10 protein-coding genes are annotated in these 12,181 nt (G+C 40.8%); 1 reads left to right on the top strand and 9 read right to left on the bottom strand.

Annotated elements, in window-relative coordinates:
• Window positions 1–17: 17 nt before the first annotated feature.
• The 5 genes from HCZ91_RS01960 to epmB all read right to left on the bottom strand — a co-directional run bounded on the left by HCZ91_RS01960 (window position 18) and on the right by epmB (window position 7,153).
• Window positions 18–1,061, bottom strand: coding sequence for a MoxR family ATPase (locus tag HCZ91_RS01960; protein ID WP_257019939.1), 1,044 nt, complete (start codon window positions 1,059–1,061; stop codon window positions 18–20).
• Window positions 1,062–1,085: 24 nt separating this feature from the next.
• Window positions 1,086–1,520 (bottom strand): c-type cytochrome, encoded by a 435-nt coding sequence (locus tag HCZ91_RS01955; RefSeq protein ID WP_257019938.1) that lies wholly within the window; start codon window positions 1,518–1,520, stop codon window positions 1,086–1,088.
• An 88-nt stretch (window positions 1,521–1,608) separates the two neighbouring features.
• The gene (locus HCZ91_RS01950; protein ID WP_179797719.1) at window positions 1,609–3,696 is read right to left on the bottom strand and encodes a GGDEF domain-containing phosphodiesterase; all 2,088 of its coding nucleotides are present in this window, start codon (window positions 3,694–3,696) and stop codon (window positions 1,609–1,611) included.
• A 322-nt stretch (window positions 3,697–4,018) separates the two neighbouring features.
• Window positions 4,019–5,776 (bottom strand): hypothetical protein, encoded by a 1,758-nt coding sequence (locus tag HCZ91_RS01945; RefSeq protein WP_179797717.1) that lies wholly within the window; start codon window positions 5,774–5,776, stop codon window positions 4,019–4,021.
• A 369-nt stretch (window positions 5,777–6,145) separates the two neighbouring features.
• Window positions 6,146–7,153: an EF-P beta-lysylation protein EpmB gene (epmB, locus tag HCZ91_RS01940; RefSeq protein ID WP_179797714.1), complete on the bottom strand. Its 1,008-nt coding sequence runs from the start codon at window positions 7,151–7,153 to the stop codon at window positions 6,146–6,148.
• 160 nt (window positions 7,154–7,313) lie between these two features.
• Between epmB and efp the strand changes: the two genes are divergently transcribed.
• Window positions 7,314–7,886: an elongation factor P gene (gene efp, locus HCZ91_RS01935; RefSeq protein WP_160022040.1), complete on the top strand. Its 573-nt coding sequence runs from the start codon at window positions 7,314–7,316 to the stop codon at window positions 7,884–7,886.
• 147 nt (window positions 7,887–8,033) lie between these two features.
• Here efp and HCZ91_RS01930 read toward each other — a convergent pair whose 3' ends face one another.
• The 4 genes from HCZ91_RS01930 to HCZ91_RS01915 form a co-directional block, all read right to left on the bottom strand.
• Window positions 8,034–9,836 carry a GAF domain-containing hybrid sensor histidine kinase/response regulator gene (locus HCZ91_RS01930; RefSeq protein WP_257019937.1) on the bottom strand — a complete coding sequence of 601 codons (1,803 nt, stop codon included), beginning with the start codon at window positions 9,834–9,836 and terminating at the stop codon, window positions 8,034–8,036.
• A 30-nt stretch (window positions 9,837–9,866) separates the two neighbouring features.
• Window positions 9,867–10,727, bottom strand: coding sequence for a tRNA threonylcarbamoyladenosine dehydratase (locus HCZ91_RS01925; RefSeq protein WP_179797710.1), 861 nt, complete (start codon window positions 10,725–10,727; stop codon window positions 9,867–9,869).
• Between the two features lie 106 nt (window positions 10,728–10,833).
• On the bottom strand, window positions 10,834–11,784 hold the full coding sequence (locus HCZ91_RS01920; RefSeq protein ID WP_179797708.1) for a TatD family hydrolase: 951 nt from the start codon (window positions 11,782–11,784) through the stop codon (window positions 10,834–10,836).
• Window positions 11,785–11,878: 94 nt separating this feature from the next.
• Complete coding sequence (locus tag HCZ91_RS01915; protein ID WP_179797706.1) at window positions 11,879–12,052, bottom strand: hypothetical protein; 174 nt, start codon at window positions 12,050–12,052, stop codon at window positions 11,879–11,881.
• Between the last annotated feature and the right edge of the window lie 129 nt (window positions 12,053–12,181).

The raw sequence follows: 12,181 nt of genomic DNA, 5'->3' as shown, positions 1-12,181 counted from the left end.
AAACAGTCTGCCAGCTGCTAAGCAACGACTGACACTTCTGCTAGGATACGTTGGGCGATGGTTTTTGTTGCCTGCCCACCAGTCACATGCGCGGGTACGAAACGCTGACCGAGGCGATGATCAGTGACCGCAGCAAACACCGCTTGGATATCTTCAGGGGTCACTTCCATATATCCCGATACATAGGCATGCGCTTGGGCAGCACGTTGTAGTGACAATACGCCGCGAGGTGATAAACCATGATACTCTTGGCTTGCACGAGTTTTTGCAACCAGTCTTTGCAAATAATCCAATACAGTATCTGCCACATAAACCTGCCTGACACCCTGCTGAGCCAATAGTACAGCTTCAGTATCAAGCACCGTATCCAAATCTTTGAGCAGCTCGCGACGATCTTTACCTTTTAGCAGCTCACGCTCTGCGGCAGGCGATGGATAACCCAATGATAAGCATAATAAAAATCTGTCTAACTGCGACTCTGGGAGCGGATAAACACCTGCTTGTTGCAATGGATTTTGGGTGGCAATGACAAAGAATGGCTGTGGCAAAGGATAAGTCTGGCCATCTTGCGTGACTTGTCGCTCCTCCATCGCTTCAAGTAGCGCACTCTGCGTTTTGGGACTGGAACGGTTGATTTCATCAGCAAGTAATAACTGAGTAAAGATAGGGCCCGGACGAAACTCAAATTGCTGTTTACTTTGGTCATAGATGCTCATACCTAAAATATCAGCAGGCAACATATCATTAGTAAATTGCACTCGGCTAAAGCTCAAACCTAACAACTGCGCCAAGCCCTGTGCCAAAGTCGTCTTACCCATACCAGGCAAGTCCTGCAATAATAAATGACCGCCTGCTAAGATACAACTGAGTGCTAGCCTAACTGCTTGCGGCTTGTCCAATACAATCTGATTTAATTGCGCTAACAGCTGTGCAATTTTTTGCTGATTGCGTTGAAAATCAGCCGTACTAGGGATGGACTGGCTAAGCGGATTCGCTGTTCTCTGAGAGATGGATAATGATCTATCGTTAGCTGCATGGGTCATAGTAGGTTGTTGGCTCATTTTTTAGGTCATAACGATGATAAGTCAGTTCACATCATCTGTAACGGTTGGTGCAGCGGCACGGAGCGTAGATAAATAAGCAATGATATCGGCACGCTCTTTCGCATCTGGCATCGGGTCAGACAGCATTTTGGAGTCTGGCATGGCTTTTTGGGCATCTGCAATATATGGATCGAGTGTCTCTGCATCCCATACCCAACCTGAATCTTCTAGCCCTTTGCTGTATGTATAGTCTTTTAACTTGGCAGCCGGCGCACCATATATATTCATTAATTGTGGGCCTTTTTTATTCAGACCCGCATTACGTTGGTGACATTGACCGCAAGCATCTTTATAAATTATCGAGCCGTTGTCCGCATCGCCGTCAGTATATAAGGGCAGAGTCACAGGAGCACGGTGGTCAGGTGGTGTTTTATCACAAGCTGCGAGCAACAGAACAGCAGCCAAAAGGCTGCTCATTTGAAATCTACTGATAAGGGACATTTTTAGCAATCTTTGGTTAAGGAATATTATCGCCATGACATAAACGATATGAGGTATTGGCCTTTTAACTTGCTACCTTTATCGTGCTACTAGGCTCTTCTAAATAATACCCTTGCAAATAGCGCGCGCCCACACTCCAAGCGACTGACATCGTTGCTGCATCTTCGATATAAGGCATGAGCACATCGACTTTAATATCATTAGTACGTGTGATAAGAGACTTGACCGTCTCTAGATTCTCTGCCGAATTAATATCTTGGATATAGCTGCGTGCCAAGCGTACCATATCAGGCTGGACAAAATTGGCAATTTCAATAGATTTGACAGAAGAGCCGAAATTATTAATCCCAATTTGACAGTTGACATCATTGAGCGCAGAAAATTGAGATTTGGCGACGGTTAAATGATCAGAGATGTCTATTTCATTGAACTGTAATGTTAATACACCGGCTGCGCCGCCTACTGCTTTTATCAACTGGCTGGCAACAATTGGCAACCTTTTGTCAACTAATGAAGCACTGGTCAGTTGTACTAACAATTTGGCTTCAGGATGAACTTTACGGACGTCATTAATTTTCTTACAAGCATTGATAAGCACCCATCGATCGATCTTTTCTAACAGTTGATGTTTTTTAGCCACCGCCATAAATTGATCAGGAGTTAATACCGTATTGTCAGCATCTGACAAAGGTAACCGTAGATACACTTCAAAGAAGTCGCTACGATCGTTATTGATGTCGTATATTGGCTGAAATGATAGATCAAAACGGTTATTAGTAATGGCATCCACTAATGACTCAGCAAGCGCATGATCATCGCTATTGGCATGTTCGCTTGGGTCATATATACGGTAAGATCCACCACTGTTAGAAGTCTCTACCATGATTTGGCTGATAGCATCCATGGCACGTTCTAATATAATGACAGGCTCTACAGGATTTTTTTCAATCTTGACAACAGCAATACTAACTGTTGTATTGGTTGTACGTTTATCAAATTCAATAAACATATCCTTGATAGAGGATCCGATATTTTTAGCAAGTTCTTCAAGATCATTCGTCGTCTTGTTTTTTACTAATATCGTGAATGCAGTATCGCTGAAACGGCTTACATGCCCATCAGGTACTAGCTCAGTCAACGTGTGGGCAACTTGTTTGACCGTTGCATCTATTCCTTGTAGACCTAAACTACTTCTTATTTTTCCTACATTATCAACCTGCACATATAGCAGGGCTGCGGTCATTAGTCCTTGGGACGCCTGCTGATGTATTGCTATCATCTGCTCTTCAAAACCACGACGATTATCTAAGCCAGTTAAATTATCTTTACGTTCAGCTTCAGCTAAACGCTTAGCAACCTCCGCACTATTATTACTATTCTGCTGAATAATAATCTGAATGACTGGCTCGCCCTCTAACGTGGCTGATGCTAATTGTAGTTTCGCTTCAAAAGTGCTGCCATCTGTCCGCACACTTTCAAAATTAAACTCAACGTCTTGGCGACTGCCTTTGTCAAACTGACGTAAAAACTGTTTAAATCCTTTGACACTATCACCACCCGAAATCAGATCAATAATAGGCACGCCTACCGCTTCATTCATTGATTTGAAACCGAATAATTGGAGATAGGGATCATTAGCAAATATATGAATACCCTCGTCTATATAAGCGACCGCGCTCTTAGAGTTCTTAATCAATACATTGGCACGTTGTTCTGCTTCAGAAAGCACTTGACGTAAAGTTTTTAGCTCACGACGACTGCGCAAACTACTATGCTGTAGACAAATGGCCATTACGACTGGCATCTCTTGATCCATTTCAAGCGCTTTGATCATCGTGCCACTAATCACAGTCGGTAGCTCATACTCATTGTAGGCCGTCGACGCTATCTCTTCATTCATTAAACAGATCATTGGCAGATCGATATTTTGCTCTTGTACGATGCTCACCACATCTGTAAAGCTCATATTATAAGCTTTGCCAAATACCAGTACATCCCACGGTTGGCGCAGAAGTTTTAATAGCTCTTCTTTATCGTCCAAAAACCCCAAATTCACACTATCATAATAAGGACTCAATAACTGAACAAGACGTTCAGCATAGAGCTGATCATCATTGATCACCAACAAATTTAAAAGAGATTGAGAGCGCATAAGGAGCCTTTTAGTCGTACGTATTGTTATCTTTTATTCTGTTACTTTACATCTTTGCCTAAAACTAACCTAGCACATAAAACATGCTAGCGTTAATATTCTATTAACCCTATCAGTATAGACTGAGTTTTCACTATGATAATTATTTTATAGTTAGAGATATCATAAAAGTCAGAGTAACAATATTTATCATTATAGACAATAATTAGACCAACTGCAGATTAACTTATGCCCTTTGTCGCCTACTATATTACTGACGAAAATCTGTATAAACTCTCCGTTATGGCCTGAAATACTTGTCGCATCTAAGTACCTCTAAGCGCTATAACTGCGCCACCTCATATTGACTAAACTTATCAGTCATCATTAGCCTGCGTCCTAATCGTAGAGTGGTTTGTTTATTACCAATACGCATGACGACTCTATCATCAGCTTGAAAGTAAAAAGGCGGTACGATTAGCGTGCCAGTCGTCTGTAGCTGTTCATCTTTACCGAGAATAAATACCGGTACAAAATGATGACTTCGCGTTTTACTGCCTTCCAAACGTAATCCACATGCCACAATTTTATGCCCGAGTATTTGCCATTCCACTTCTGGATTTTTAGTATCTACATTGAACCAGCGTACCACCCCTATTGACCAATCAGGTTGTTCTGTATTTTCAGAGCCATAGACCAAAATTAAACTCATTATGTGTAAGGGCTGCGGTGCCGTTAGAGAAAGGTCAGAGTCATGTTTTTCTACAATAAGCCTCTCTTTATTGAAAATATTTTTGTCTGCAACCTTCTCATTAGGCTTACCATTTTTTGGCAACAAATGCAGTTTGCGATATGCTGAAGAACTTTCATAGTCGTCAAATATCTCAATATTTATAACGCTACTGCGACTACGCTCGCTGTCAAATGTATCGTATAAAGGCCTGTCCTCTTCTCGTAAATTTTTGATAGCGATCAAATTGGCAAAAATTTTTGAATGACCTACTTGGTAGTGTATATCATTAAAATTGGTGATTAACTTTGCCTGCTGCTTGCTAGTATATTTGGTTGCCAAGGTAAGTGGCGGCTGCAAATAGCGGTAGCTGATGGTCATCGAAATAGCATTAAGCAGACTATATTCTGCTGTACTACCTTCCTCGATAAAGGCTTTTTTGCGTGACTCAAAATACTCAACTATCGGTGTCAGTTCTATAAATAGACAGTCATGATGATCTTCATAGGGGTTGATATGAGAGTTGACGGTCAGATAGCTTGGTGGATTACTACTATGAAGATCAACAAAAACCTTTGTCTCGGTGGCAGGCTCCATTGTCGCGACCATGTGTTTAGCCCATTCAGGCAATAGACGCTGTACGAGTAAGATATTCGGGCGCCTCATAGCACGCAAATTTAACAAGTGATGCAAACAAATTTGGCAATATAGCTGATGAATACTGTTTGTTTGGTTCGTGACAGTATGTATGCTTAAATCAATATCAGCTACTTTTCTCTGATGAGCCAGATAATATAACTGATTGACTTTAGACCACAGGTAATCTGATGGCTTTCGATAGCACAGTGCTTCTTCTGCTAATAGTTTTTGGTATCTTAATAGTGATTGATAAATCGCAATGGCAAGCGTGCTATCAGGTTTAGTTTCAGCACCAAAAAAACGCTGCCAACCTTTACCAGAAGATTGGTTTAGGGAGGCTTCTGACAACTGCGTCTCACGACGTATGACTTTGTCGTAAACCATGATAATTAAATAATGTAGCGATTGCATTTGAGCGATATAAGACATCTGATCCTGACTAAGCGCGCCTGTCTCATAGATATAGTGCTGCCTAAAAGCTGCAATCAGTCGGTCTGAGGCATCAACGACTGTTGCCATTAATTTAAGACGCTGTTGTTCATCCATATTGGATTCACGTAATACTGTCAGTAGACTCTCTAAATGTTCTGTTTGCTGCTCTTGGCTGAGCGCCGGTAGCGTTGCCAACATTTTTAACAAGTAACGTTCTTGACCATTTACTGAGCGATTAGATAGCGGAGGTAGTGGCTCTGTAGAATCTAAATGCTCTTGAAGCATTGATAACGTTATCATCAGTATCTTTACTCTCTATTAGTCACTCTGAGGCAATCAGTAATATGCAGCAGTACAAATACATGTATGGCATAAAAAATGTTTGTTAAGCTCGACTATAGAAAAGTGATGATATCTATTTATTGTGAGCCTAAATCTAGCAGTACGCTCTGACAATACCTACATACTGGCAAAGTTTTGTATTTAACGTTATATGCTTTTTAGTTAGATTACATACTGACAGTCTATATTCTGTTCCAATCATATATCTATTTATACTTATAAAAAAGCATAAATCCTAGATTTTAGTTTCTAAAGATACTATCCGCATCTTTTTTTAAGAGCCGCTCTTTGTTTACTAATTCTCCTAAATTGATATAGTGCCCTACATTAGCTATTGCTGTAAATATCAATCGGCACTTTAAAAGGTTTATTAGGTAACTCTCTAACCAACTTAGGGACAAGATAGCCTGGCAATGATGCTAGCAATGACCAATAAAGCTCAATCGCTGCTTGCTCACTACTATCGAAATGCGCCGCACCAGCCACCTTGTCCAACACATGTAAATAATATGGTAGCACGCCAGAAGCAAACAAACGCTGACTAAGCTGTACTTGCGCGTTAAGGGTATCGTTGACACCTTTTAGCAACACGGCTTGGTTTAATAGCGTAACTCCAGCTGCTCTAGCACGTTGCAAATACTCAGCAGTTGGTGCATCTAGCTCATTGGCATGATTACAGTGAATGACCATGACAATATGGCAGCGGCTTTGAGATAACCTCTCTAACAATGCAGCGTCCAAGCGTGCAGGTATCACCAATGGCAAACGCGTATGCAATCGAATGGTAGTAATCTGCGGAAGAGACTCCAAAGTATCTAACCATGAAAACAAACGTCTATTAGTCACATTTAGTGGGTCACCACCACTCAAAATCACCTCATTGACCTCAGGATTTGCATTAATATAGTTGATGATATTTTCTTTTGCATCGGCAGTTGGCATGTTGGCACTATAGTCAAAATGCTGGCGAAAGCAGTAACGGCAGTGAATAGCGCACGCACCCGTAATCGTTAACAACACTCTCGACTGATATTTATGGAGCAAGCCTTTCACAGGGTTTTGAGTGTTTTCGCTTAGCGGATCTGCTACGTAGCCTGTGACGTTGATTTGCTCTTGCTGGTCTGGCAACACTTGTTTAAGCAAGGGATCATTACGGTCGCCAATAGCCATTTTTGCCACAAAGCCACGCGGCACACGCAGTTCAAAATGCTTAGGTACGTAAACTTCTGCACGCATTGATTCAAGCTGTAGGATACTCAATAGCTCATCAACAGATGTAATAGCTTGCGATAATTGCGTTTGCCAGTTTTTTTGTGTGATTAAATGGTTTATCATGACAGCCTATTACCTGTGCCCAAAATCCGATATTATACGCCCTTAGTGTCTAGCCTATCAAAGTATCCTCGTTAATCCGTAAATACTTGGCATAACAGAAAATTTTGGTACAGTCAGCCCTATGTCTTACTATTATATTTACAACCCCTAGGAGTTTCTTGTGGCAAGTTTTTCTACTAATGAATTTAAAGCTGGTCTAAAAGTGATGCTTGATGGCAACCCTTGTGCCATTCTTGAAAACGAATTTGTCAAACCTGGTAAAGGTCAAGCCTTTAACCGTGTTAAGTTGCGCAATCTTCGTAGTGGCAAAGTACTGGAACAAACTTTCAAGTCAGGTGACAGCCTAGAAGCTGCTGATGTGATGGATACTGAAATGAACTATCTATACAACGATGGCGAGTTTTGGCATTTTATGCATCCTGAGAGCTTTGAGCAGATTCAAGCGGACAAAAACGCAATGAGTGACTCAATCAAGTGGTTAAAAGAGAACAGCAATGCTCTATGTACCATTACGTTATTTAATGGCGCTCCTCTGTCAGTCACGCCGCCTAACTTCGTTGAGTTAGAAATTGTAGAAACAGATCCTGGCGTACGCGGCGATACTTCAGGCGGTGGTGGCAAACCTGCTAAATTAGAGACAGGTGCTGTTGTACGTGTACCATTATTTGTGCAACAAGGTGAAGTGGTACGTGTTGATACACGTACTGGCGACTACCAAACTCGCGTGAACTAATATCGCTCTAAACATGACTGGTAGTTGATATTTACTGATATCTTTATCATCAATAAAAAAGCTTAACCACCATATAGGCGGTTAAGCTTTTTTTATATTTACCGATCATAGTTACATTAAAATGCTAATCAATGGTGCCAATACTAATCACTCTTGCTCCAATGATTGCTTCTGTATCAGCCAATACTGTACCAAGGCATTCAACTGCTCTTGCTTAAAAGGTTTGGTGCAATAATCCTGCATACCAACTTTCAGATATTTCTCACGCTCGCCGTCCATTGCATTGGCAGTCAAGGCAATAATAGGCGGCAATACTTGGGGATCATATAATTCATGCAGTTTAATAGTTGCCTGTACTCCATCCATAATCGGCATATGATGATCCATCAATATCACATCATAACGGTCCGGGAATAAAGCAAAAGCCTCAATTGCTTGCTGACCATCTGTAACATGGGTGACGGTATGTCCGCTGCTGGTTAGTGATTTCTTGGCTATAATCGCGTTGACAGCATCATCCTCGACCAACAAGATATGCCCAGACCGCTCATGCGTAGGTTCAATCATGGTCGTATCGTTAGAGTCTTGCCATGTCTCATACTTGTCTTCATCAATAGTAGTTAACGGTAATAAAACACTAAATGTCGTACCGACTCCTACTTCACTGTTCACATGTATATGACCACCCATCAAATCGACTAGGGACTTACAAACAGATAGTCCAAGTCCAGTACCACCATAAATACGATGAGTAAATTTATTCGCTTGGTCATAAGCGTCAAATATCGCCTCTAACGACTCTTCTTTGATACCAACACCCGTATCTTTCACTTCTATACACAAAGTTATATTCTGACCAGTTTCATCGCATTCTATTTTGCTTGCTTCTTTTTCTTGACTCGTACTCACGAATTTTTCGTTAATGTTATTTGGACAGTAGCAATTGTCCATATGTTTAACATCGATACTTACTTGACCACCTTCACGCGTGAATTTAATCGCGTTATTGACCAAGTTTGCAATAATCTGTTTTAGACGTACAGGATCACCGTTTACATAAGGTGATAGTGTTTCAGTATAATGATAATCTAAGGTCAGGCCTCTTTGACGTGCCTTTATTGCAAATAAACTGACGACCTCATTGCATAAACTAGATAAATTCAATGGAATAGAATCAATCGTCATTTTTCCAGACTCAACTTTTGATAAGTCCAAAATACCATTAATGATGACCATCAAATGCTCATTGGAGACTTTAATGTTATCAACGTATTCTCGCTGTTCATTACTGAGTTGGGTATCGCCTAACATCTCTACCATACCGATAATACCGTTCATCGGTGTGCGAATCTCATGACTCATATTGGCCAAAAAGCTCGATTTCATCTCATTAGCACGCTTAGCATCACGCTGCTTATCTTGCAACTGCAAAGCATCAGCTGCCATTTTTGCAAACTCTGCCAAGATCTCTGATTGTTGCTCACTAAAACTATGATTAGGTTTCGTATCCATAAGGCATAAAGTACCTAGACGATACCTTTTATTGTCTTCATATAAGATAATAGGAGCACCAACATAAAATCGTAAATATGGAGAACCTGTGACCATGGGATTCTGGCTAAAGCGATCGTCGTTCCAAGTATCTGGCACTATAAAAACGTCATCGGACAATATCGTATAGTTACAAAAAGCAATGTCACGTGATGTCGTGCATACACTTTCAGGTTCACTATCAAATTTACAAGCTGGTTTTAAATACTGTGTTTCCTCATCCATAAAAGTGATCGTAACGACTGGCACATCAAAAAACAGTTTTGCAAGTGCAACCAGTCGATCGAACGCAGGCTCATCATCTTCGTTGAGTACCTGGTACTTCTTTAGCTTGTTGACACGTTCTAATTCATCTACCGCGACAGGGTAGCTCTGCTTGGGCGAGTTAGATATAGACAAGGTAAACTCCATTAAATAATATCAGACGTATTAGTTACGACTCGTCTGTTTTATTAATAATTGTAATGCTTCACTCACCATAATCATCGCCACCACTGACGTAACGACCACTGCTGAGCCATAACCACCGCATTGCAAACCGCCTGTTTGACAGCTTTTATCTATAATTGGCGGCTCTGTCGAATAGACACATTTGATACCAAATTTTTCTTTTAAAGTACTGTTAATACCTTTTTCGTGGCGTAACTTGTTGCGTAACTTGGCAAGCAGTGGGTCTTGATAACAGTCACGCAAATCACTTACTCTGATTTGACTTGGATCTATTTTGCCACCTGCACCGCCCGCACAGACCAACTTTAGTTTATTAAATCGACAGTGTAAAGCAATTGCTAATTTAGCATTCATATCGTCTACGCAATCTAAAATAACAATCGGTCTCCCCTGAGCAGTAGCGGACTTGACTGCCTCACGACTTGGCAGAAGTGTGGCGACATTATCTACTGTCAAAAAATCATCGACTAAACTTAACGTTACTGTGGGATTAATCTCTCTAATACGGGCTGCCATTGCTTCAATTTTGCTTTGACCAAATGTGCTGTCTAGTGCAGGCAATTGGCGATTGACATTAGACGCAACCAATACATCCAAATCAATCAGCGTAATCGTTCCCACTGCTGTCCGAGCCAGCGCCTCTGCTGCCCAAGAGCCCACTCCTCCTACACCAATAATGTAGACATGAGCTGCCGAAAAAGTATCAACCGCTGAGGTACCATAGAGTGTCCGTGTACCTTGAAAACGACGATCGTACTGCTCATCTTGTTGGCGCGATTCGTCTTGTGCAAGACTGTCTTCGACGGATTCTGGTTGTTCAAATTGTCGCGTGTCACTCATAACAGATCAAATTCTCTTTTCAAATATTTTGGTTGTCATTTATACGGCTCATACTTTTTAGCTTCTAATTACAACGATGCTTTTCTTATAAATAGCACAGTTACATTTAGTAAGCCCAGTCTACTTTCAGAGCATCACAGCTATTTTGCCATAACTGCTTAGCAAGTTTATCATGTGGTATTTCTAATAGCTCACTCAAGCTTGCTAATACCCGTGGCAGATTGGCTGGTACATTTCTATTATGTGAATCAGTATCATCCGTTGTCTGACACATAATAGGTGTCATATCTGGACAATCCGTTTCAATGACCAAGCATTCGATGCCATGACTTTCAACTGCTACTTGAATAGCATGGCGCAGTTTCTTGGCATTCGGGTTGGTTATCTGACCCGTAACACCAAGCTTAAACCCCAATTTTACAAAAGCCTTCGCCTCTTGTTCACCACCGCTAAAGCTATGGGCAATACCGCCTAATTTACGCGCATCGTATTTATGTGCTTTTAATATCGCAAGTGCTTCAGCATGCGCTTTACGAATATGTAGCATCACTGGCAGATTATGGGATACTGCTATATCCAACTGCGCCGCAAAGAACCTTTTTTGTTTAGCAAATACATCAGGCTGCTTCATTGCATTGGTAAAGGTGTCTAACCCAATCTCACCAATGGCTAATGGACGTTGCTCTATCACCATTTGTTCAAGTTGTATTAAATGATCATCGGTATGTTGCTCAATATAAAATGGGTGTAAGCCTAGCGCGACATGGGCTGCAACATCGCATTTATCTTGGTTGTTTGCTTTCGTCGCAGACGATTGCGACAGTTCATTGATAAAATCTTGAGTATCGTACATTCGATCAAAATACTGGTATAAATAACCTACTAGCACTAAGTGACGAATACCTTGACTATAAGCCTGCTCTACCTGTTGTCTGCGATCATTGTCGAATACTGGAGCATCAAAATGTGTATGCGTATCTATAATAGGATAGACATTTCTTAAAACTTCTCTAGCATCTGTTCTCTCAGCAATGGTCACTGATTCGTTGCCACACATTAATAAACTCCAAAACTAACTTTTCAGAACATAAAATTAAATGATAGATTGCTATAGACGCATTTTTAATCTTCTACTTTTTAATTACTAGCTTCTATTTACTAATTACATTCTCACGAGCATCATTAATACTGCTCTCAGATACGGTATCATGGTTACTTACTATCTTCGTATTGTCCTTTCGGCTACTGCGCCTAGGGATGAGCAATAGCGCAGTTGCAGCCACACTCAGTAAAAACCACTTTTTTGTATTCTTATAATCTGTCATCTTAGTTTCTGATTTACTATAGTGAAAAACATGATACGTAACTCATTATTCTATTAGTAACCAATATACCTAAATATAAAAGCAGCTATGTTTATCTGTGTTATGAATACGCAAGCTAATGTACGATGT

Source organism: Psychrobacter sp. BI730, assembly GCF_013414195.1.
Classification (GTDB): domain Bacteria; phylum Pseudomonadota; class Gammaproteobacteria; order Pseudomonadales; family Moraxellaceae; genus Psychrobacter.
This window is presented reverse-complemented; position numbering and strand designations above follow the sequence as displayed.